Source organism: Streptomyces cinereoruber (genome assembly GCF_009299385.1).
Lineage (GTDB): Bacteria > Actinomycetota > Actinomycetes > Streptomycetales > Streptomycetaceae > Streptomyces > Streptomyces bikiniensis.
In genome coordinates, this window is record NZ_CP023693.1 from 2,641,118 (window position 1) to 2,661,463 (window position 20,346).

At 71.7% G+C, this 20,346-nt stretch carries 18 protein-coding genes and 2 tRNA genes; 9 read left to right on the plus strand and 11 right to left on the minus strand.

All coding sequences use genetic code 11. From position 1 onward, the window contains the following. Nucleotides 1–62: 62 nt before the first annotated feature. From CP977_RS11740 to CP977_RS11750, 3 genes are all read right to left on the minus strand, one after another. The gene (locus tag CP977_RS11740; RefSeq protein WP_062755674.1) at nucleotides 63–680 is read right to left on the minus strand and encodes an ATP-dependent Clp protease proteolytic subunit; all 618 of its coding nucleotides are present in this window, start codon (nucleotides 678–680) and stop codon (nucleotides 63–65) included. A 287-nt stretch (nucleotides 681–967) separates the two neighbouring features. Then, a complete protein-coding gene (tig, locus tag CP977_RS11745; RefSeq protein ID WP_152370054.1) occupies nucleotides 968–2,347 on the minus strand; it encodes a trigger factor in 1,380 nt (459 codons plus the stop codon). A 170-nt stretch (nucleotides 2,348–2,517) separates the two neighbouring features. Further along, a tRNA-Pro gene (locus CP977_RS11750) sits at nucleotides 2,518–2,594 on the minus strand. 133 nt (nucleotides 2,595–2,727) lie between these two features. Between CP977_RS11750 and CP977_RS11755 the strand changes: the two genes are divergently transcribed. Further along, nucleotides 2,728–2,801: transfer RNA gene (locus CP977_RS11755), tRNA-Gly, on the plus strand. A gap of 64 nt (nucleotides 2,802–2,865) precedes the next feature. Here the strand turns inward: CP977_RS11755 and CP977_RS11760 are convergent. Then, complete coding sequence (locus CP977_RS11760) at nucleotides 2,866–3,060, minus strand: hypothetical protein (protein ID WP_062755669.1); 195 nt, start codon at nucleotides 3,058–3,060, stop codon at nucleotides 2,866–2,868. 317 nt (nucleotides 3,061–3,377) lie between these two features. Between CP977_RS11760 and CP977_RS11765 the strand changes: the two genes are divergently transcribed. Then, complete coding sequence (locus tag CP977_RS11765) at nucleotides 3,378–4,505, plus strand: acyltransferase family protein (RefSeq protein WP_152370055.1); 1,128 nt, start codon at nucleotides 3,378–3,380, stop codon at nucleotides 4,503–4,505. Nucleotides 4,506–4,539: 34 nt separating this feature from the next. On the opposite strand, the gene CP977_RS11770 is transcribed toward CP977_RS11765, so the two are convergent. Next, nucleotides 4,540–5,688, minus strand: a complete 1,149-nt coding sequence (locus tag CP977_RS11770; protein ID WP_229991636.1) for a PP2C family protein-serine/threonine phosphatase — start codon at nucleotides 5,686–5,688, stop codon at nucleotides 4,540–4,542. A gap of 117 nt (nucleotides 5,689–5,805) precedes the next feature. On the opposite strand from CP977_RS11770, the gene CP977_RS11775 reads away from it, so the two are divergent. Beyond that, nucleotides 5,806–7,035 carry a GNAT family N-acetyltransferase gene (locus tag CP977_RS11775; RefSeq protein WP_109186125.1) on the plus strand — a complete coding sequence of 410 codons (1,230 nt, stop codon included), beginning with the start codon at nucleotides 5,806–5,808 and terminating at the stop codon, nucleotides 7,033–7,035. A gap of 10 nt (nucleotides 7,036–7,045) precedes the next feature. Here the strand turns inward: CP977_RS11775 and CP977_RS11780 are convergent, their stop codons facing one another. Further along, entirely contained in the window at nucleotides 7,046–7,855 is an 810-nt protein-coding gene (locus CP977_RS11780) for an Fpg/Nei family DNA glycosylase (protein ID WP_062755656.1), read from the minus strand. Next, nucleotides 7,855–8,349 carry a ribose-5-phosphate isomerase gene (locus CP977_RS11785; protein WP_152370056.1) on the minus strand — a complete coding sequence of 165 codons (495 nt, stop codon included), beginning with the start codon at nucleotides 8,347–8,349 and terminating at the stop codon, nucleotides 7,855–7,857. The genes CP977_RS11780 and CP977_RS11785 overlap by 1 nt, the downstream gene beginning before the upstream one ends. Before the next feature lie 294 nt (nucleotides 8,350–8,643). Here CP977_RS11785 and CP977_RS11790 point away from each other — a divergent pair, with 294 nt between their 5' ends. Then, the gene (locus tag CP977_RS11790; RefSeq protein ID WP_109185950.1) at nucleotides 8,644–9,201 is read left to right on the plus strand and encodes a hypothetical protein; all 558 of its coding nucleotides are present in this window, start codon (nucleotides 8,644–8,646) and stop codon (nucleotides 9,199–9,201) included. A 76-nt stretch (nucleotides 9,202–9,277) separates the two neighbouring features. Here CP977_RS11790 and CP977_RS11795 read toward each other — a convergent pair whose 3' ends face one another. Further along, nucleotides 9,278–9,871 (minus strand): biotin transporter BioY, encoded by a 594-nt coding sequence (locus CP977_RS11795; RefSeq protein ID WP_152370057.1) that lies wholly within the window; start codon nucleotides 9,869–9,871, stop codon nucleotides 9,278–9,280. A 261-nt stretch (nucleotides 9,872–10,132) separates the two neighbouring features. Here CP977_RS11795 and CP977_RS11800 point away from each other — a divergent pair, with 261 nt between their 5' ends. From CP977_RS11800 to CP977_RS11810, 3 genes are all read left to right on the plus strand, one after another. Then, entirely contained in the window at nucleotides 10,133–11,524 is a 1,392-nt protein-coding gene (locus CP977_RS11800; protein ID WP_152370058.1) for an amino acid permease, read from the plus strand. Between the two features lie 161 nt (nucleotides 11,525–11,685). Continuing rightward, entirely contained in the window at nucleotides 11,686–13,098 is a 1,413-nt protein-coding gene (locus CP977_RS11805) for an amino acid permease (RefSeq protein WP_152370059.1), read from the plus strand. A 191-nt stretch (nucleotides 13,099–13,289) separates the two neighbouring features. After that, the gene (locus tag CP977_RS11810; RefSeq protein ID WP_030210654.1) at nucleotides 13,290–13,934 is read left to right on the plus strand and encodes a superoxide dismutase; all 645 of its coding nucleotides are present in this window, start codon (nucleotides 13,290–13,292) and stop codon (nucleotides 13,932–13,934) included. 137 nt (nucleotides 13,935–14,071) lie between these two features. On the opposite strand, the gene CP977_RS11815 is transcribed toward CP977_RS11810, so the two are convergent. Next, the gene (locus tag CP977_RS11815; protein ID WP_062755641.1) at nucleotides 14,072–14,707 is read right to left on the minus strand and encodes a mycothiol-dependent nitroreductase Rv2466c family protein; all 636 of its coding nucleotides are present in this window, start codon (nucleotides 14,705–14,707) and stop codon (nucleotides 14,072–14,074) included. A 147-nt stretch (nucleotides 14,708–14,854) separates the two neighbouring features. Here CP977_RS11815 and pepN point away from each other — a divergent pair, with 147 nt between their 5' ends. Beyond that, entirely contained in the window at nucleotides 14,855–17,404 is a 2,550-nt protein-coding gene (gene pepN, locus CP977_RS11820; RefSeq protein ID WP_062755639.1) for an aminopeptidase N, read from the plus strand. 174 nt (nucleotides 17,405–17,578) lie between these two features. Further along, a complete protein-coding gene (locus CP977_RS11825; protein ID WP_109185954.1) occupies nucleotides 17,579–18,583 on the plus strand; it encodes a hypothetical protein in 1,005 nt (334 codons plus the stop codon). A 4-nt stretch (nucleotides 18,584–18,587) separates the two neighbouring features. Here the strand turns inward: CP977_RS11825 and CP977_RS11830 are convergent, their stop codons facing one another. Then, nucleotides 18,588–19,751, minus strand: coding sequence for a serine hydrolase domain-containing protein (locus CP977_RS11830; protein WP_152370060.1), 1,164 nt, complete (start codon nucleotides 19,749–19,751; stop codon nucleotides 18,588–18,590). 102 nt (nucleotides 19,752–19,853) lie between these two features. After that, nucleotides 19,854–20,339, minus strand: coding sequence for an NUDIX hydrolase (locus tag CP977_RS11835; protein WP_062755633.1), 486 nt, complete (start codon nucleotides 20,337–20,339; stop codon nucleotides 19,854–19,856). Nucleotides 20,340–20,346 lie beyond the last annotated feature (7 nt).

The window sequence follows — 20,346 nt, forward strand, 5'->3', positions numbered from 1 at the left end:
CTGGGTGTTCACCGTCCTGGTGGCGTTCGGTGGGCTGGGGCTCTGGAGCGGTCCGGCGGGGCTCAGGCGCCCGTGCCGCCGCCGCCCGGAACGCCCGAGGCGGCAGAGATGATCTCGTCGATGAGGCCGTAGTCCTTGGCCTCCTCCGCGGTGAACCAGCGGTCGCGGTCGCCGTCGCGGATGATCGCCTCGACGGTCTGGCCGGAGTGGTGCGCGGTGATCTCGGCCATGCGCTTCTTGGTGCGCAGGAGGTACTCGGCCTGGATCTTGATGTCCGAGGCGGTGCCGCCGATGCCGGCGGAGCCCTGGTGCATCAGGATGTCGGTGTTCGGCAGCGCGAAGCGCTTGCCGGGGGTGCCGCCGGTGAGCAGGAACTGTCCCATGGAGGCCGCCATGCCCATGCCGATGGTGACGACGTCGTTCGGGATGTACTGCATGGTGTCGTAGACGGCCATGCCGGCCGTCACCGAGCCACCGGGGCTGTTGATGTAGAGGTAGATGTCCTTGTCCGGCTCGGCGGCCAGGAGGAGCATCTGGGCGGTGATCTTGTTGGCGATCTCGTCGTCGACCTGCTGGCCGAGGAAGACGATGCGCTCGCCGAGCAGCCGGTTGTAGACATGGTCGCCGAGGCCGCCACCGATGGACGGCTCACCCGCGGCGTAAGGCTTCAGATTCGTCACGTATCCACCTGCTCGTCTCCGACGGCCCCGGGCCGTCTCCGCGTCTCGTTCAGAAGGCACTGCGTCTTGTCCAGAAGGCACTGCCCCCGTATTCATGGACCCTAACGCGCAGGTGGGACAACGCCATCCCGGTTCTCGAACTGTTCGCTGGGAGCGCAAGGTAGTTGGGGGCGTTCGGCGGGGTCCGCGTACGTCCGCGGGCCCGTGCGCACAGGTGTGCGCACGGGCCCGCGGAGGAGTGCGGAGAGATCGGGGCGGGGGCAGGGCCCCCGCCACCGCTCCGGACCCTACTTGTCCTCGGAGGCCTCGGACTCGGTGCCCTCGGCCGCCTCGACGGTCTCGGTCGCCTCGTCCTCGTCGTCGGAGAGGTCCACGACCTCGCCGTTGGTGTCGACGACCTTGGCGGCCTCGACGACGACCGCGAGGGCCTTGCCGCGGGCGACCTCGCCGACGAGCATCGGCACCTGGCCGCCCTGGGCCACGGCCTGGGCGAACTGGTCGGGGCTCATGCCGGAGGAGGCGGCACGGCGGAACAGGTGCTCGGTGAGCTCCTCGCGGGAGACGTCGAGCTTCTCCCGGTTGACCAGCTCGTCCAGGATGAACTGGGTCTTGATGCCCTTCTCGGCCTGCTCCTTGGTCTCGGCCAGGAACTCCTCCTCGGTCTTGCCCTGGATCTCCAGGTACTTGCCGAGGTCGAGGCCCATCTGGCCGAGCTGGTGGTGCTCCAGGTTGTGCTTGCGGGTGTTGATCTCGTCCTCGAGGAGCTTCTCGGGCATCGGGACCTCGACCAGCTTGAGGAGCTCGTCCAGGACGCGCTCCTGGGCCTGGGTGGCCTGGTCGAACTGCTTCATGTTCTCGAGGCGCTTGCGGCTGTCGGCCTTGAGCTCGTCGAGGGTGTCGAACTCCGACGCCAGCTGCGCGAAGTCGTCGTCCAGCTCGGGGAGCTCGCGGGCGGCGACGGCGGAGACCTTGACGGTGACCTCCGCGTCCTTGCCCTCGGCGGAGCCGCCCTTCAGCTGCGAGGTGAAGGTGGCCTCGCCGCCGGCCTCCAGGCCCTTGACGGCCTCGTCGATGCCGTCGAGCAGCTCGCCGGAGCCGATGGTGTACGAGACGTCGCTCGCGACGCCGTCGGGCAGCACCTCGCCGTCGACCTTGGCCTCCAGGTCGATGGTGACGACGTCGCCGTCCTGGGCGGCGCGCTCGACCGGGGAGGTCGAGGCGAAGCGCTCGCGGAGCTGCTCCACGGACTTCTCGACGTCCTCGTCGGTGACCTCGACCGCGTCGACGGTGACCTCGATGCCGGAGTAGTCCGGGATCTCGATCGCCGGGCGGACGTCCACCTCGGCGGTGAAGGCCAGCAGCTCGCCGTCCTTCAGTTCGGTGATGTCGACCTCGGGCTGGCCGAGCGGGTTGACCTCGGCCTCGTTGACGGCCTCGGTGTAGAACTTCGGGAGCGCGTCGTTGACGGCCTCCTCCAGCACGGCGCCGCGGCCGAACCGCTGGTCGATCACGCGAGCCGGGATCTTGCCCTTGCGGAAGCCCTTGACCGTGACCTGCTGGTTGATCTTCTTGTACGCCGCGTCGAGGCTGTCCTTGAGCTCCTCGAAGGGCACCTCGACAGTGAGCCGAACCCGGGTCGGGTTCAGGGTCTCCACGGCGCTCTTCACGGTTCGGTCTCCTTGTGGCTGATTCCTGGATTCCGCCGGGCCGCGCGGGGCGGGTCCGGCCGATCGGCCCGGTCAGAGAGACACACGGGCACGCAGTTTGCATAGTAACCGCAAGCGGGAGGACGCCCACAACATGATCAAGAACGCCCGGGACGGGCAGGTGATCGTCATGGTCGGGGTGGCGGGATTTGAACCCACGGCCTTCCGCTCCCAAAGCGGACGCGCTACCAAGCTGCGCCACACCCCGTCGGTGCGACACGTAGGGTACATGTACGGGGACTGTGCGGCGCCCCCTCTTTCACGGGGTGTGCGAGGACGGTCGCGGACCCGGTAACATGCTCTTCGTGCCGCGGTCCTCATGACCTGCGGCGCGATGCTGTGCGGGTGTAGCTCAATGGTAGAGCACTAGTCTTCCAAACTAGCTACGCGGGTTCGATTCCCGTCACCCGCTCCAGATGGCCCGGGGCCCGGACCGCTTCTCGCGGTCCGGGCCCCGTGTCGTACCCCCGGGAGCGCCCTCAGAACTTGATGGACGCCACGGTCTGCGTTATCGAGTCCAGGAAGCGCTGGATGTCGTCGGCCATGCCGGTGGAGGCGAGGAAGAAGCCGAAGAGGACCGCCACGATGGCCGGGCCCGCCTTGAGGTTCCCCCCGCGGATCAGCACCACCATGATGATTGCCAGGAGCAACACCACAGACAGCGAAATGGCCACAACTGATCACACCCTCGGTCGGTTCCGCCTTGCCGTCCGGGGGCCGCGCGTCACCCGCGCCCCCGCTGCTCCCATGGTGCCATCAACCCCTTTGCCCACGCCGCCCGGTGACGAACCGTCGGGCGGGCGGACCGCGGACGCCCCTCGGCGGCGGGGTGGAGGAGAGAAAGGGCACACCCGTACAACCAAGCCCGTTTTACCCGGGCGTACGGCCTATCAACCGGGAACATATGGGCGAACAGCAACCGGTTCCTCCCTCGATGTCCGTTGCCGCGGGGAGGGTTTGACCGAATTAAGTGCGCGGTTAGGGTCCAGCGATGTCCTCCGCCACACACCACATCGTCAGCGCCCCGCCCTCCGGACACGGAGAGGCGGAGCGCGCGCCGACGGCCCCGGCGACAGCGTCGCGGAGCGGGGCCGGGCACGAGCCCGCCGGACGCGACCCCTACTTCGACAACGCGAAGTACCTCGCGATCCTGCTCGTCGTCATGGGCCACACCTGGCCCACGGTGATCGCGGGGAGCCAGGCCACCCGCGGGCTCTACATGCTCGTGTACACCTTCCACATGCCGGTCTTCATCCTGATATCCGGCTACCTGTCCCGCAGCTTCACCGGGCGGCCCGACCAGCTCAAGCGCCTGCTCACGGGCGTCGCCGTGCCGTACCTCCTCTTCGAAGCCGCGTACACGCTGTTCACCCGGTGGGGCACCGGCAGCTTCCGGCCCTTCAGCCTGCTGCACCCCACCTATCTGATGTGGTTCCTGATCGCGCTGTTCGTCTGGCGGCTGACCACCCCGTTCTGGCGGGTCGTGCGGTGGCCGGTGGCGACCTCCCTGGTGATCGCCGGGCTCGCGACGGTCACCCCGTCCATCGGCGCCGCCCTGGACCTGACCCGGGTGCTCCAGCTCCTGCCGTACTTCGTGATCGGGCTGAGCATGAAGCCGGAGCACTTCGCCCTCCTGCGGCGGAGGCCCGTGCGGATCGCCTCGGCCGTCGTGCTCGTCGCCGCGGTGCCGTTCTTCTACTGGCAGGCGCCGACCTTCTACCTCAACTGGTTCTACCGCTCCCGCAGCGTGCAGGAGCTGGGCGCCGGCGTGGGCTGGGGCATGTTCCTGGTCGCGGTCCTCCTCGTCGGCACGCTGGTGCTGTCCGCGGCGTTCCTCTCCCTCGTGCCGGGCACCCGGCGCTGGTTCACCGTCCTCGGCGCCGGCACCATCTGCGGCTACGTCCTGCACGGCTTCCTGATCCGGGGGGCCGAGTACCTGGACGTCTTCAAGGACCACCCGTGGCTCACCACGGACCCGGGCCGGGTGGTGGTCACCCTGGTCGCCCTGGTCACGATGACCCTGCTCTGCACGCCCCCGGTGCGCAAGGCGCTGAAGTGGGTGACGGAGCCCGAGATGGCCTGGGCCTTCCGCAAGGACGCGGCGGCGAAGTCGTCCTGACCGCCCCCGTGTCCGGGCGTGCCCGGAGGCGTCCTCAGTGGGCGCGGCGGCTGATCAGGAGCAGGGCCCGGTCGTCGTTGACGTCCTTGGCGACGGCCTCGATGAGGTCCCAGGCGACGCCGTCGAAGCCGTCGGTGACGCAGCGGTCGGCCTCGCCGGTGAGCCGGTCGATGCCCTCGGCGATGTCCCGGTCGGCGGCCTCGACCAGGCCGTCGGTGAAGAGCATCAGGACGTCGCCGGGGCGCAGGGAGCCCTTGACCGGGTGGAACTCGGCGCCGTCGTAGACGCCGAGGAGGGGCCCCTCGGCCTCCTTCTCCTCCCAGCGGCCGCTGCCCGCGTGGAGCTGGAGGGCGGGCAGGTGGCCGGCCGAGTAGAGCTCGTAGTCGCCGGACTCCAGGTCCAGGACGAGGTGGATCGAGGTGGCGAAGCCCTCGTCCCAGTTCTGCCGCAGCAGGTAGCCGTTGGCGGCGGGCAGGAAGCCGTGCGGCGGGAGCGAGCCGAGGAGGCCGCCGAAGGCGCCGGAGAGCAGCAGGGAGCGGGAGGCCGCGTCCATGCCCTTGCCGGAGACGTCGGTGAGGACGACCTCCAGGGTGCGTCCGCCGTGGGTGCGGGCGGCGACGACGAAGTCCCCGGAGAAGGACTGGCCGCCGGCCGGGCGCAGCGCCATCTCGCGGTGCCAGCCCTGCGGGAGGCGGGGCAGGGCGCTCTGGACCCGGATGCGTTCGCGCAGGTCGAAGAGCATGGTGCCGCCGCGCCGCCAGGGCACGCCGACGCGGGCCCGGAACTGGGCGATGAGGAGGCCGAAGAGGCCGCAGGCGGCGACGACGAGGACGGTGCCGGGGGTGACCCGGGCGGGGCCCTGGGTGTAGGGGCCGAGGACCACGGACTCGACGATGAGGGCGCCCGCGGCGGCCGCGTACAGGCCGAGCAGGCTGGCGGGGCGCAGCAGCAGGCCGCCTGCCACGATCGGCAGGGCGAGCGCGGTGGGCGAGCACCAGACGGGGTCGATCAGGGTGCCGGCGGCGATGGCCGGGATCGTGAGGAGGAGCCCGACGAAGGCGAGCCAGTCGGCGCCGTCGCCGCGGAAGTAGTCCACGGCGGACTTGCGCAGCGCGACGCGGGCCCGGCGCACGCGCCTGCGTGCCCGGGCCGCGTACGCGCTCACTCCGTCGCGGTGTCCCATGGCCCGGACCCTATCCATCCCGTCCGGAGTCGTGCAGGGGTACCCCGGTGACAATGTGCGCGAAACCGGGTCGCCCCGGGCGCGGGTCGCTGATATCGATGGCATATGACTGGGGACATGACTACTGAGCTGCGGGTTCTCGACCCGATCGAATGGGACCGCTGGTACGGGGTGCTCGAACTCGCCTTCGGAGGGGTGGCCGAGTCCCCCGAGGAGCGACGGCTGTGGCGGGACCTGACCGAGTTCGACCGTTCCCTGGGCGCCTGGGACGGGGATCTGTGCGTGGGGACCACGGGGTCGTTCTCCTTCCGGCTCACGGTGCCGGGCGGGGCGTCGGTGCCGGCGGCCGGGGTGACGATGGTGAGCGTGGCGGGGACGCACCGGCGGCGCGGGATCCTGACCTCGATGATGCGGCGGCAGCTGGACGACCTGCGGGCGGCGGGCGAGTTCCTCGCGGTGCTCACGGCGTCGGAGCCGGGGATCTACGGGCGGTTCGGCTACGGGATCGCGTCGTACTCGCTGCGGGCCGTGATCGACACGAACCGGGTGCGGCTGGCGGTGCCGGAGGGCGTGGACGGGGTGGTGCTGCGGCAGGCGGACCCGGCGGAGTCCTCGGCGGCGTGCGAGGCGGTGTACGCGCGCCGGGTGTCCGCGCGGCCGGGGATGCTCGCCCGGCGGCCGGGTTGGGAGCGGCTGCCGCTGATCGATCCGGAGGGCGAGCGGGGCGGGGCGTCGCCGCGGCTGTGCGTGCTGGCGGAGCGGGACGGGGAGGTCGTGGGGTTCGCGCACTACGCGGTCAAGCCGGACTGGTCGTTCGCGGGGGCCGACGGCTCGGTGAACGTGCGCCAGTTGATGGCGCTCGACCCGGTGGCGGAGGCGGCGCTGTGGCGGTTCCTGTGGTCGGTGGACCTGACGGCGTCGGTACGGGTCTGGGGGCGGCCGGTGGACGACGGCTGGCAGCACCTGGTGGACGACGTGCGGCGGTGCGAGCCGACCCTGCGGGACGCGCTGCACGTGCGTCTGGTGGAGGTGGGTCCGGCCCTGGAGGCGCGGACGTACCAGGCGCCGGTGGACGTGGTGTTCGAGGTGGAGGACGCGTTCTGTCCGTGGAACGAGGGGCGTTGGCGGCTGACCGGGGACGCGAAGGGCGCGAGCTGCGTGCGGACCTCGGACCCGGCGGACCTGTCGCTCTCGGTGCGGGAGTTGGGGGCGGCGTACCTGGGCGGTGTGCCGCTGACGTCCCTGGCGGCGGCCGGGCGGGTGCGGGAGCTGCGGGAGGGCGCGCTGGTGGAGGCGTCGGTGGCGTTCGGCTCGCCGGTCGCGCCGTGGCTGCCGCACGGGTTCTAGCGGAGGGCTCCTAGCGGGTCTGGCAGCCCGGGCACCAGAAGAGGTTGCGGGCGGCCAGGTCCGCCGTGCGGATGCCGGTGCCGCAGACGTGGCAGGGCAGGTGGGCGCGCCGGTAGACGTACACCTCGCCGCCGTGGTCGTCGACGCGCGGCGGGCGGCCCATGGCCTCGGGGGTGTGCTCGGGCCGTACGGTGTCGATGCGGTTGAGGCGTACGCCCTCGCGCATGAGGAGGACGAGGTCGGCCCAGATCGCGTCCCACTCCCGCTCGGTGAGGTCCTTGCCGGTGCGGTACGGGTCGATGCCGTGCCGGAAGAGGACCTCGGCGCGGTAGACGTTGCCGACGCCGGCGACGACCTTCTGGTCCATGAGGAGGGCGGCGACGGTGGTGCGGGACGTGGAGATCCGGCGCCAGGCCTTGTCCGGGTCGTCGCCGTCGCGGAGCGGGTCGGGGCCGAGCCGGTCGTGTATCGCCCGCTTCTCGGCGTCGGTGATGAGGGCGCAGGTGGTGGGGCCGCGCAGGTCGACGTACGCGTCGGGGTTCGCGAGCCGCAGCCGGACCGTGTCGGTGGGCGGCGGAGCGGGGGCGTCGCCGAAGGTCACCTTGCCGAAGAGGCCGAGGTGGATGTGGATCCAGCCACGGCCGGCGAAGCCCAGGAAGAGGTGCTTGCCGTGGGCCTCGGTGGTCTCCAGGACGGCGCCGTCGAGCAGGGCGGCCGAGTCGGTGAACCTGCCCTGCGGGCTGGAGACGCGCACGGGCCGGCCGCCGAACCGCTCGCGGTGGTCGGCGGCCAGCCGGTGGATGGTGTGCCCCTCGGGCATCAGGCGGTCGGCTCCTGCGGGTGGTGGGCCGGGATCGGGGGGAGCTCGCCGGTGTTCTCGTAGGCGGTGAGCATGTCGATCCGGCGGGTGTGGCGCTCGTCACCGGAGTACGGGGTGTTGAGGAAGATCTCGACGAACTTGGTCGCCTCTTCCTGCGTGTGCATCCGGCCGCCGACGGAGATCACGTTGGCGTTGTTGTGCTCGCGGCCGAGGGCGGCGGTCTGCTCGCTCCAGGCGAGGGCGGCGCGCACCCCCTTCACCTTGTTCGCGGCGATCTGCTCGCCGTTGCCCGAGCCGCCGATGACGATGCCGAGGCTGTCCGGGTCCGCGGCCGTCTTCTCGGCGGCACGCAGGCAGAACGGCGGGTAGTCGTCGAGGGCGTCGTAGATGTGGGGGCCGCAGTCGACGGGCTCGTGGCCGTGGGCCTTCAGCCACTCGACGAGGTGGTTCTTGAGTTCGTAGCCGGCGTGGTCGGAACCGATGTAGACGCGCATGGTGCCGAGTGTGGCACGTCCGGAGCGGGGTGGTGGGCAGCGGGGTCGGGACCTCCGTCCGGCCTGGTACGGACCTTCGCTCCTCGCGCGGCCGTTCGCACAACGATGTGGAATACGACCTTCCGATCAGCCCCTTCCCCGGGGTTGGACGCCCGGGCTCGCGACCCGGGCACCCCCCACACCCGAGGAAGCGTCCATGAACACGCAACCGACCCCGACGAAGGTCGCGCCGGCCCGTGAGCGGGTCGGGAAATCCGCTCGCCGCTGACGCCCGGCGACTGGAAGGGTGGCGGCATGCTGCCGCACGACCGGGTCAGGGCGCTCCTGCGCCGCCATGACGCCCCTTTCCCCGGGGACGCCCCCGCCGACTACGACTGGGCGGCCGCCGAGGAGCGGTTCGGGCGGCTCCTCGACGCCGCGCGCGAGCGCTTCGGCCCCGCCGCCCGGACCGAGCGCGGGCAGGACGTCTCCTACTACGGCGCGGTCGTGGTCCCGGCGGAGGACGCGGGGACGGAGGGGCCGCTCGAAGTGCGGATGAGCAACTACGGACCCTTCGTCGCCGCCTGGACCCTCGTCGGCCCCGCGCCGTCCCGCGAGGAGACGCCGGGCGCGGAGGTCCTCGACTGGCTCGACGGGGTCTGCGCCGCGCTGGACTGCGTCCACGTGCCCGTCGAACTGCTCCAGGAGGAGTACGACGGGGTCGTGGACCTCTACGGGGACAAGGCGTTCGCCGCGTTCCTGGAAACCCTCGACAAGGACTCGCCGTTCTTCGCCTCCTCCGAGGGGGACGAAGAAGAGGACGAGGAGACCGTGCCCCTGCGGTGGATGGACCGGTACTTCGCCTACGTGTGAGCCGTGCACGCGCGCGTGCGTACACGGAAGGGCCCCGGCGCACTCGCCGGGGCCCTTCCGTGTGCCGTGTCGGGGCTCAGCCCCTGCGGCCGGCGAGCTTCCAGGCGGCCGGGAGGGCGCCCATCGCGAGGGCGGCCTTGAGGGCGTCGCCGATGAGGAACGGGACGAGGCCGGCGGAGACGGCCTGGCCGAGGGTCATGCCGGTGGCGAGGGCCAGGTAGGGCACGCCGACCGCGTAGACGAGCGCGGAGCCGAGGGCCATCGCGCCGGCCGTGCGGAGCACCGAGCGGTCGGCGCCGCGGCGGGCGAGGGCGCCGACGACGGTGGCGGCCAGGAGCATGCCGAGGATGTAGCCGAAGGACGGCATCCCGTAGCCCGAGGTGCCCTGCGCGAACCAGGGCACGCCCGCCATGCCGACCACCGCGTACAGCGCGAGGGAGAGGAAGCCGCGGCGGGCGCCGAGGGCGGTGCCGACGAGCAGGGCGGCGAAGGTCTGGCCGGAGACCGGGACCGGGGAGCCGGGGACCGGGACCGAGAGCTGCGCGGCGAGACCGGTGAGGGCGGCGCCGCCGACGACGAGGGTGATGTCGCGGGCGCGGCTCGCCGGGATCAGGTCGGCGAGGACGATGCCCGGCCGGAGGGAGCGGGCGGGGGCGGCGGCGGTGCTCATCGGTACTCCGCGGGGGTGAGGGTGGAAGGACAGGTTGACGCTATGCCAGGAGTGAACGTCCGATCACCGTCAGCGGCCGACAAAGCCGGAGCCAGCCGCTTCATGGGGTTTCGACAAAGGACGGTTTTCACGCCGCGCGCCACGTGACCCTTGTCACTGGCAACTCGCTGGGAGACGCCCCTTTTGCGCCGGAGGGAGGTCAGCGGAGAGACTGTGGAGTCTCCATAAAGCACCGTCTCCCGAGAGCACGAGCCCCCCACCATGCCCGACGCCCCGCCGCCCTCTCCGTTCACCGAACCGGAGCCCCTCTCCCACGGCCTGAAGCAGCGTCACCTGACGATGCTGGGGCTCGGCGGGGTGATCGGCGCGGGGCTCTTCGTGGGCTCGGGGGCCGGCATCGCCGTCGCCGGGCCGGCCATCGTGCTCTCGTACCTGATCGCGGGCGCGCTCGCGATGCTGGTGATGCGGATGCTGGGCGAGATGTCGGCGGCGATGCCGGCGTCGGGCGCGTTCTCGGTGCACGCGGAGCGGGCGCTCGGCCGCTGGGCCGGCTTCTCGGTGGGCTGGCTGTACTGGTTCCTGCTCGTCGTGGTCCTCGCGGTGGAGGCGACGGGCGCGGCCCGGATCGCGCACGGCTGGGTGCCGGGGGTCCCGCAGTGGGGCTGGGTCCTGGCCTTCATGGTGGTGTTCACCCTGGCCAACCTGGCGGCGGTGAAGAACTTCGGCGAGTTCGAGTTCTGGTTCGCCGCCCTCAAGGTCGGCGCGATCGTCCTCTTCCTGGTCCTGGGCGTCCTCGCGATCGCCGGCTGGCTCCCGGACACCGATCCGGTCGGGCTCGCGAACCTGACCGGGCAGGGCGGCTTCGTGCCCAACGGCTGGTCGGGGGTGGTGTCGGGGGTGCTCGCCGTCGTCTTCGCCTTCGGCGGCCTGGAGGTCGTCACGATCGCGGCGGCCGAGTCCGACGACCCGGCGCGGAACGTGGCGCGGGCGGTGCGCAGCGCCGTGTGGCGGATCCTGTTCTTCTACGTGGGCTCGATGCTGGTGATCGTGACCCTGCTGCCCTGGACGTCGATGAAGCCGGGCGAGTCGCCGTACGTGGCGGTCCTGGACGCGATCGGGGTCCCGGCGGCGGGCCAGATCATGAACGTGGTGGTCTTCGTGGCGCTGCTCTCGGCGCTCAACGCGAACCTGTACGGCTCCTCCCGGATGGTGTTCTCGCTCGCCGAGCGCGGGGAGGCGCCCCAGGGGCTCCTGAAGGTCTCGGGCGGCGGGGTGCCGCGCCGGGCGGTGCTCGCCTCGGTGGCCTTCGGCTTCGTCTCCGTGCTGCTCAATCTGAAGTGGCCGGACTCCGTCTTCCTCTACATGCTCAACGCGGTCGGCGCGGTGCTGCTCTTCGTGTGGGGCCTGATCGCGGTCTCGGAGCTGCGGCTGCGGCGCCGGATCGAGCGGGAGGCGCCGGAGACGCTGACCCTGCGCATGTGGGGCTTCCCCTGGCTGACGTGGGTGGCGCTCGCGGCGATGGGCGCGGTGCTCGTCCTGATGCTGTACGACGACGGGGCGCGGCCGCAGGTGCTGTGGTCGGCGGCGGCGACCGGGGCGGTGCTGCTCGTGGCGTGGGTGCGGGAGCTGCGGGCGGGACGGGAGCGGGGCTGAACGCGGACGCGCCCGCGTACGGAGGTCGTCCACGAATCGGAACCGGATCTTCACCTTGTGTGAAGCCCGTGCCCGTATAGCGGACACGTGTTCCCTCTCAGCGGTGCGCCCGCCCAGACTGTGGCCCGTTCCCCCGTCCCAGCCAGTGAACAGGGCGGCCCATGTCCCGGACCACCGCGCCCGCTTCCGTCGACCGCCAGGACGACGGCGCGGCCCCCGCCGAGGGGCTCTCCCACGGCCTCAAGCAGCGCCACCTCTCGATGATCGCCCTCGGCGGCGTCATCGGCGCCGGCCTCTTCGTCGGCTCCGGCGCCGGCATCGCCGCCGCCGGCCCCTCCATCGTCATCGCCTACTCCCTCTCCGGCATCCTCGTGATGCTGGTGATGCGGATGCTCGGCGAGATGTCCGCCGCGAACCCGGCCTCGGGCTCCTTCTCCGTCCACGCCGAGCGCGCCTTCGGCTCCTGGGCGGGCTTCACCTCGGGCTGGGCCTTCTGGTTCCTGCTCTGCGTCGCCGTCGGCCTGGAGGGCATCGGCGCGGCGAAGATCATGACCGGCTGGTTCCCCGGCAGCCCCGAGTGGGCCTGGGTCGCGCTCTTCATGGTGGTCTTCTGCGCCACCAACCTGGCGGCCGTGAAGAACTTCGGCGAGTTCGAGTTCTGGTTCGCCGCGCTCAAGGTCGGCGCGATCGTCCTCTTCCTGGGCATCGGCGTCCTGGCGATCACCGGTCTGCTGCCCGGCGCGGACGCCCCCGGCACCGCCAACCTCACCGGCGACGGCGGCTTCTTCCCGCACGGCTCCGAGGGCCTGATCGTGGGCCTGCTCGCCTCGGTCTTCGCGTACGGGGGCCTGGAGACGGTCACCATCGCGGCGGCCGAGTCGGAGCACCCGGTGCAGGGCGTCGCCAAGGCGGTCCGTACGGCGATGTGGCGGATCGCACTCTTCTACATCGGCTCCATGGCGGTCATCGTCACCCTGGTGCCGTGGGACGACGCGGCGGTCGTCGAGAAGGGCCCGTACGTCGCCACCCTCGACCACCTGGGCATCCCGGGCGCCGGCCAGATCATGAACGTGGTCGTGCTCGTCGCCCTGCTCTCGGCGATGAACGCCAACATCTACGGCGCCTCCCGCATGGCCGGTTCGCTGGTCGCGCGCGGCCAGGGTCCGAAGGCGCTCGGCCGCACCTTCGGCGGCGTCCCCCGTCCGGCCGTGCTCGTCTCCTCCCTCTTCGGCTTCGGCTGCGTGCTGCTGAGCTACTGGCGTCCGGACGACATCTTCGTCTGGCTGCTCAACACCATCGGCGCGATCATCCTGGTCGTCTGGTTCTTCGTCGCCGCCTCCCAGCTGGTGCTGCGCCGCCGCACCGAGCGCGAGGCGCCCGAGAAGCTGGTCGTGCGGATGTGGGCCTTCCCGTTCCTGACGTGGGTGGCGCTGGCCGGGATGACGGTGGTCTTCGTCCTGATGGCCCGCGAGGAGGGCACCCGCGTCCAGCTGTACTGGACGGGCGGCCTGACCCTGCTGCTCGCGGCCGTCGGCCTCGTACGCCAGAAGGCGGCACGGAAGCGCACTTCCTGACCCCCGTCCCGTACCGAGGGGAGAAACCCCCGGACCGCGCCCGGTCCGGGGGTTTTCCCGTGCCCGGAGGAAAGAACGGGCCGGGACACGAGACCTAGGACGAAGGGCTGATCAACTACTCGGCGCACCTGCTGTTAGCCTGCACCTGCATACAGGTTGCAATAAGCAGGAGCAGTCGAAGGGCCGGGCACATGCCGATCTACACACTTCCCGAGCTGCCGTACGACTACGCGGCGCTGGAGCCGGTGATCAATCCGCAGATCATCGAGCTGCACCACGACAAGCACCACGCGGCTTACGTCAAGGGCGCGAACGACACCCTGGAGCAGCTGGAGGAAGCCCGCGACAAGGACCAGTGGGGTTCGATCAACGGGCTGGAGAAGAACCTCGCGTTCCACCTCTCCGGCCACATCCTCCACTCCATCTACTGGAACAACATGAACAGCCCGAAGGACGGGGGCGGCGGCGAGCCGCTGGCCGCCGACGGCGTCGGTGACCTCGCGGACGCGATCACCGAGTCCTTCGGCTCCTTCGCGAAGTTCAAGGCCCAGCTGACCAAGGCCTCCGCGACCACCCAGGGCTCCGGCTGGGGCGTCCTCGCGTACGAGCCGATCAGCGGCCGCCTGATCGTCGAGCAGGTCTACGACCACCAGGGCAACGTCGGCCAGGGCTCGGTCCCGATCCTGGTCTTCGACGCCTGGGAGCACGCCTTCTACCTGCAGTACAAGAACCAGAAGGTCGACTTCATCGAGGCCATGTGGCAGGTCGTCAACTGGCAGGACGTGAACAAGCGCTACCACGCCGCCAAGGCCTCGGTCCCGCTGATCTCCTTCTGAGCGACCCCGTCCTGACCGACGGACCCCGTCGTCCCACTCGTGATCGTCTTCTCAACCTTCACGTGCGGGCGGAATGAGGAAGAACCCCCGCGATGACGTGAATCGCGGGGGTTCTTCTGTCCGTACGGGGCCGGTGGCTACTCGAAGCTGGGCGCCGCCGTGCGGGTGCGCTTGATCTCGTAGAAGCCCGGCGTCGACGCCACGAGCAGCGTGCCGTCCCACAGCCGGGCCGCCGCCTCGCCGCGCGGGGTCGGGGTGACGACCGGGCCGAAGAAGGCGACCTCGTCGCCGTCGGGGCCGGGCACCGCGACCACCGGGGTGCCGACGTCCTGGCCGACCTTGTCGATGCCCTCCTTGTGGGAGGCGCGCAGCTCGGTGTCGTACGTGTCCTTGTCGGCGTACTCCACCAGGTCCTCGGGCAGGCCGACGTCCTTCAGGGCGCCGGCGATCGCCTCGCGGGTCGGGCCCTCGCCGTTGTTGTGGAAGCGGGTGCCGAGCGCGGTGTAGAGCTTGCCGACGACCTCGTCGCCGTGCAGCTCCTGAGCGGCGATGACGACGCGGACCGGGCCCCAGGCCTTGGTCCGCAGCATCTCCCGGTACTCCTCCGGGAGCTCGTCGATCCGGTTCTCGTTGAGCACGGCGAGGCTCATCACCTTCCACCGCACGTCGACCGGGCGCACCTTCTCCACTTCGAGCATCCAGCGGGAGGTCATCCAGGCCCAGGGGCACAGCGGGTCGAAGTAGAAGTCTGCGGTGGTCCTGCTCTCGGACATGTCACTCCTCGGTACGGCCGCGGGAAAGGAACGTGGTGCGCCGATGGGGAAGAACGCCACGCACCCGGAAGGGCATTCCCGTGCGCCGGGCGACAGGGGCACATGGGAGGATCGGTGCTGTTTCGAACGTGCCACGAAGGAGTGACCGTGCCCGGTGAGAATCTGTCCCGCGACGAGGCCCGCGAGCGGGCGGCGCTGCTGTCCGTCGACGGGTACGAGGTCGAGCTCGACCTGCGCTCGGCGGTCGGCGAGTCCGACGAGGCGGTGCGCACCTTCCGCTCGGTGACGACGATCCGCTTCCGCCGCACGGGGTCGGGCACGAGCACCTTCGCGGACCTGATCGCCCCCGCCGTGACCGCGGTGACCCTGAACGGGCGGTCGCTCGACCCGGCGGAGGTCTTCGACGGCGCGCGGATCGCGCTCGACGGCCTGGAGGACGAGAACACGCTCGTCGTGGACGCGCGGTGCGCCTACAGCCGGACCGGCGAGGGCATGCACCGCTTCGTCGACCCGGAGGACGGCGAGGTCTACCTCTACACGCAGTACGAGCCGGCCGACGCCCGCCGGGTGTACGCGAACTTCGAGCAGCCCGACCTGAAGGCGCCGTACCGCTTCTCGGTGACCGCGCCGGAGGAGTGGACGGTCTGGTCGAACGGCGCCGGGGAGCGGGACGCCGACGGGGTGTGGCGGTTCGCGGAGACGGCGCCGATCTCCACGTACATCACCTGCGTGGTCGCCGGTCCGTACCACTACGTGACGGACACCTACCGGCGCGGGGACCTGGAGATCCCGCTCGGGGCGATGTGCCGCAAGGGGCTCGCGAAGCACTTCGACGCGGACGACGTCTTCCTGGTCACCAAACAGGGCTTCGACTTCTTCCACGACAACTTCGACTTCCCGTACCCCTTCGGGAAGTACGACCAGGCCTTCGTCCCCGAGTACAACCTCGGCGCGATGGAGAACCCGGGCATGGTGACCTTCCGCGAGGAGTACGTCTTCCGGGGCAAGGTCACGCAGGCCTCGTACGAGGCGCGGGCCAACGTCATCCTGCACGAGATGGCGCACATGTGGTTCGGCGACCTGGTCACCATGGTGTGGTGGGACGACCTGTGGCTGAAGGAGTCCTTCGCGGACTTCATGGGCTCCTTCGTGAACGCCGAGGCGACCCGCTTCACGAACAGCTGGGTGACCTTCGCCAACAACCGCAAGTCCTGGGCGTACCGCGCCGACCAGCTGCCGTCCACCCACCCGATCACGGCCGACATCCGTGACCTGGAGGACGCCAAGCTGAACTTCGACGGCATCACGTACGCCAAGGGCGCCTCGGTGCTCAAGCAGCTCGTGGCGTACGCCGGGCGGGACGCGTTCCTGGAGGGGGCGCGCCGCTACTTCAAGCGCCACGCGTACGGGAACACGCGCCTGGGCGACCTGCTCGCGATCCTGGAGGAGACCTCCGGGCGCGACATGAAGGCGTGGGCGAAGTCCTGGCTCCAGACCTCCGGCGTGAACGTCCTCGCGCCGGACGTCACCTACGACGCCGAGGGCCGGATCACCGAACTCGCCGTCCTCCAGGAGGGCGACGAGCTGCGCCCGCACCGGACGGCCGTGGGCCTGTACCGGCTCGGGGCGGACGGCGCGCTCGTCCGGTACGCGCGGGCCGAGGCGGACGTCACCGGCGCGCGCACGGTCGTGGCCGACCTCGCGGGCGAGGAGCGGCCCGACCTGGTGCTCGTCAACGACGACGACCTCACCTACTGCAAGATGCGCTTCGACGAGGGCTCCCTCGCCACCCTGCGGGAGCACCTGGGCGACGTCACCGACCCCCTGACCCGCGCCCTGTGCTGGTCGGCGCTGTGGAACCTGACCCGCGACGGGCTGATGCCCGCCCGGGACTTCGTCGCCGTCGTGCTGGCCTTCGCGGGCCGCGAGACGGAGATCGGCGTCCTCCAGATGGTGCACGCCTGGACGAAGTCGGCCGTCACCCTGTACGCGGACCCGGAGTGGCGCGCGGAGGGCGGCCGGCTGCTCGCCGAGGGCGGGCTGCGCGAGCTGCGGGCGGCCGAGCCGGGCAGCGAGCACCAGCTGACCTGGGCGCGGTTCTTCGCGGCGGCGGCCTCCACCGACGCCGATCTCCAGCTCCTGGAGGGGCTGCTCGACGGTACGGCGCGGATCGACGGCCTGGACGTCGACCAGGAGCTGCGCTGGGCCCTCCTCTCGCCGCTCGCCGTGCACGGGCGCGCGGACGAGGCCCGGATCGGCGAGGAGCTGGCCCGGGACGACACGGCGACGGGCAAGCGCCACCAGGTGCGGCTGCTCGCCTCGCGCCCCTCGGCGGCGGTCAAGGCGCAGGCCTGGGCGCAGGTCGTGGAGTCGGACGCCCTGTCGAACGCGCTGGTCGAGGCGACGATCGCGGGCTTCGTCCAGCCCTCGCAGCGCGAGCTGATCGCCCCGTACGCGGAGAAGTACTTCGCGGCGATCGAGCGCCTGTGGGCCGAGCGGTCGATCCAGATCGGCATGGACGTGGTCCGGGGCCTGTTCCCGGGCCTCCAGGACGACCCGGCGACGCTGGCCGCCACGGACGCCTGGCTGTCGGCCCACGCGTCGGCCGCGCCGGCCCTGCGGCGCCTGGTCCTGGAGTCCCGCGACGACCTGGCCCGGGCCCTGCGCGCCCAGGAGTGCGACCGCGCGGCGGAGTGACGGACGGCCGGTCGCGGCGGGGGTCACGGGCTGCGGCCCGGGGCCCCCGTCGGCGCGCGGGCGCGGCACCTCATCGGCATTCGAACGCGCGTACTTTAGGGCGAGCTTGTCCCCAATTGTCGACGAGCGTGTAACAGGGGTTAGGGGAGCCTTCGGAAGCGGAAGACCCCCGGCATGAACCACAACGCCCCCATCACCCCCCGCCCCCTCCCCCTCTCCGCCCGCACCGGACGCACCCAGCGGCTCGCCAGTGCGGCCCAGTTGAGGGCGCAGGGCGTGCCCGCCGCCGAGGTCGCCGCGCGGTGCCGGCCCGGTGGCTGGCAGCAGTTGCTGCCCGGTGTCTTCCTGCTCCAGCCGGGTCCGCCCACCAGCGAGGACCGGCTGCACGCCGCGCTGCTCTACGCCCGTCGGCCCGGGACCCTGCCGCAGCAGGAACGGGAGGCGATGATCACCGGGCTCGCCGCCCTGACCCTGCACCGCTTCTCCTCCGCTCCCCCGCTCACCGCCCTGGAGCGGATCGACGTCCTGGTGCCGCGCACCCGGCGGCTGCGCTCGACCGGCTGGGTGCGGGTGGTGCGCACCCCGGAGGCGCCGGAGCCGGTCCAGCTCACGGGCGTCCCCGTCGCCCCGGTCGCCCGCGCCGTCGCCGACGCGGTGTCGGGCCTCTCGGCGGCGGCGGAGGTCCGCGCGCTGCTCACCGAGGCGGTGCGCGGCGGCCACTGCGAGCCGGCCGCGGTCGTACGGGAGTTGAGCCGGGCCCGGCTGCTGTCCCGGCCGCACGTGGTGGACGCGGTGGACGCGCTGCTCACCGAGGGGCGCTCGCTCTCCGAGGAGCGGCTGTACGAGCTGGTGCGGGAGTTCGGGCTTCCGGACCCGCTGTGGAACGTGGACCTGCGGCTGCCGGGCGGCCCGCACCTGGGCGGGGTGGACGCCTACTGGCCGGACCAGGCGGTGGCCGTCGAGCTGGACACCCGGGCGCCCCGGCAGGACGACGACGAGCTGTGGTCCGAGCACACCCGCAAGCGCGAGCACCTGGAGCGGCTCGGCATCACGGTCGTCCACCTCACCCCGCGCAAGCTGCGCGAGGCGAGGGAGCAGCAGGCCACCGTGGTCCGTACGGCCCTGATGGCCGCGCCGGACCGGCACCCCGCCGCGTACGTCGTCGTCCTGCCCCGGTGAGGTCCTAGCCCTTGGGCACGGTGCCGCAGAACTCGGCCTCCAGGACGAGGTTGCTGTCGCCCGCCCAGTCGGCGTTGAGGTTCAGGGCGAGGGAGTGCTCGCCGTCTCGGGTGACGCGGCCCTCGGTGGAGGAGCCGTGGATGCCGCCGCTGTGGCCCCAGATCTCCTTGCCGCAGCTCAGCTTCTGCCACATGATCCCGAGCCCGTACCGGATCTGCGGGATCTCCGGGGAGACCGGGACGGTGGCGGTCAGCTCCCGCATCTCCGCCTTCGGGAGCAGCCGGCCCTTGAGGAGGGCGCGGTAGAAGGTCTGGAGGTCGTTCGAGTCGGAGATCATCTCGCCCGCCGCCCCGGCCACGGACGGGTTGAGCCGGGAGACGTCGTGGACGGGCGCGTCCGGGTCCTGGGAGAGCTTGGACCAGGCCGGGCTGCTGGGCCTCGGCATCGACGGGCGGGTGCCGGGGACGCTGGTGCCGCGCAGCTTCAGGGGCTTGATGATCCGGTTCTCGACGGCCTTGCCGTAGGGGCGGCCGGTGACCTTCTCGATGATCATGCCGGCCAGGACGTAGTTGGTGTTGGAGTAGCTCCAGCTCGTGCCGGGCGGGAAGTCGGCGGGGTGGGCCAGGGCCACGTCGACGAGCTGCCGCGGGGTCCAGGTGTCGTAGCGGTGCTCCAGGAAGCCGGGGCCGAAGACCTTCTCCTGGAAGGCGGGGTCGGACGTGACGTCGTAGACGCCGCTGGTGTGGTTGAGGAGCTGGCGGACGGTGATCCGCCGGCCGTCGTGGCCGTTGCCCCGGACGACGCCCGGCAGCCACTTCTCGACCGGGTCGTCCAGGTCGATCCTGCCCTCGGCCTGGAGCTGGAGGAGGACGGTGGAGACGAAGGTCTTGGTGAGGGAGCCGATGCGGTAGTGGTCGTCGCCGCCGCGCTCGCCGGCGGTGCCGGTCCAGTTCCTCCGCCCGTCGCGGGCCTGGGCGACGACGCCGGGCACGCCCGCGTCGACCTGCGCCTGGAGCGCCCGCTGGGTGGCCGCGTGGCCGTGCCGGTCGGGCGCGGGGGCCGCGAGGGCGGGGGTGGCGAGGGCGGTGGCGGTGAGGCCCGCCACGAGGGCGGCGGCGACGGCGGTACGGGTGGTGCGGGTGGTACGGGTGGTGCGGACGGCCGGCATGCGGTCTCCCCTGGGGCTCTGCGCGGTGTGTGTCTCGGTCGGCGGGCAGGACTCGCCGGGGTGCCGGGAGGGTTGAGCGGTCCGGGGACGGTTGAGCCGTTTTCAGCCGTTCGGCGGGAGGGCGGGGTCGAGCGGCGCACTGAGCCGGGAGCGGCCGGTCGGGGGCCGCTCCCGCCACAGGTCGAGGCCGATGTCGACGAGTTCGACGCGGGGCAGGTCGGGGACGGCGGAGAGCGGGTGCCAGGCGGCCAGGTCGGTGGAGCCGCCGGTCTCGGGGCGCAGCTCGCCGCCGGTGATCCGGGCCTCGTAGACGATCCGGAGGCCCTGGAAGTCGCCGGGGCCGGCGAAGCGGCGCAGCCAGGAGCGCCGGACGGAGTCGATGCCGAGGAGGGCGACGGGCTCGGCGGCGTACCCGGTCTCCTCCTCGACCTCCCGGACCACGGTCCGGACGGGCTCCTCGCCGTGGTCCATGCCGCCGCCCGGCAGGGTCCACAGCCTGCTGCCGTCGCCCGCCACCCAGCGGGCGAGCAGGATCTCGTCGTCCCGGACGCACACGGCGTAGGCCGCCACCCTCAACTCCTGTTTCATGCAACGA

Coding starts and splice junctions, on each gene's coding strand:
- CP977_RS11830 (WP_152370060.1), bottom strand. CDS start 19,751: ATGCCGGCCGTCCGCACCACCCGTACCACCCGCACCACCCGTACCGCC.
- CP977_RS11815 (WP_062755641.1), bottom strand. CDS start 14,707: ATGTCCGAGAGCAGGACCACCGCAGACTTCTACTTCGACCCGCTGTGC.
- CP977_RS11795 (WP_152370057.1), bottom strand. CDS start 9,871: ATGAGCACCGCCGCCGCCCCCGCCCGCTCCCTCCGGCCGGGCATCGTC.
- CP977_RS11835 (WP_062755633.1), bottom strand. CDS start 20,339: ATGAAACAGGAGTTGAGGGTGGCGGCCTACGCCGTGTGCGTCCGGGAC.
- CP977_RS11765 (WP_152370055.1), top strand. CDS start 3,378: ATGTCCTCCGCCACACACCACATCGTCAGCGCCCCGCCCTCCGGACAC.
- CP977_RS11805 (WP_152370059.1), top strand. CDS start 11,686: ATGTCCCGGACCACCGCGCCCGCTTCCGTCGACCGCCAGGACGACGGC.
- CP977_RS11780 (WP_062755656.1), bottom strand. CDS start 7,855: ATGCCCGAGGGGCACACCATCCACCGGCTGGCCGCCGACCACCGCGAG.
- CP977_RS11770 (WP_229991636.1), bottom strand. CDS start 5,688: ATGGGACACCGCGACGGAGTGAGCGCGTACGCGGCCCGGGCACGCAGG.
- CP977_RS11785 (WP_152370056.1), bottom strand. CDS start 8,349: ATGCGCGTCTACATCGGTTCCGACCACGCCGGCTACGAACTCAAGAAC.
- CP977_RS11790 (WP_109185950.1), top strand. CDS start 8,644: ATGCTGCCGCACGACCGGGTCAGGGCGCTCCTGCGCCGCCATGACGCC.
- CP977_RS11825 (WP_109185954.1), top strand. CDS start 17,579: ATGAACCACAACGCCCCCATCACCCCCCGCCCCCTCCCCCTCTCCGCC.
- CP977_RS11775 (WP_109186125.1), top strand. CDS start 5,806: ATGACTACTGAGCTGCGGGTTCTCGACCCGATCGAATGGGACCGCTGG.
- CP977_RS11810 (WP_030210654.1), top strand. CDS start 13,290: ATGCCGATCTACACACTTCCCGAGCTGCCGTACGACTACGCGGCGCTG.
- CP977_RS11800 (WP_152370058.1), top strand. CDS start 10,133: ATGCCCGACGCCCCGCCGCCCTCTCCGTTCACCGAACCGGAGCCCCTC.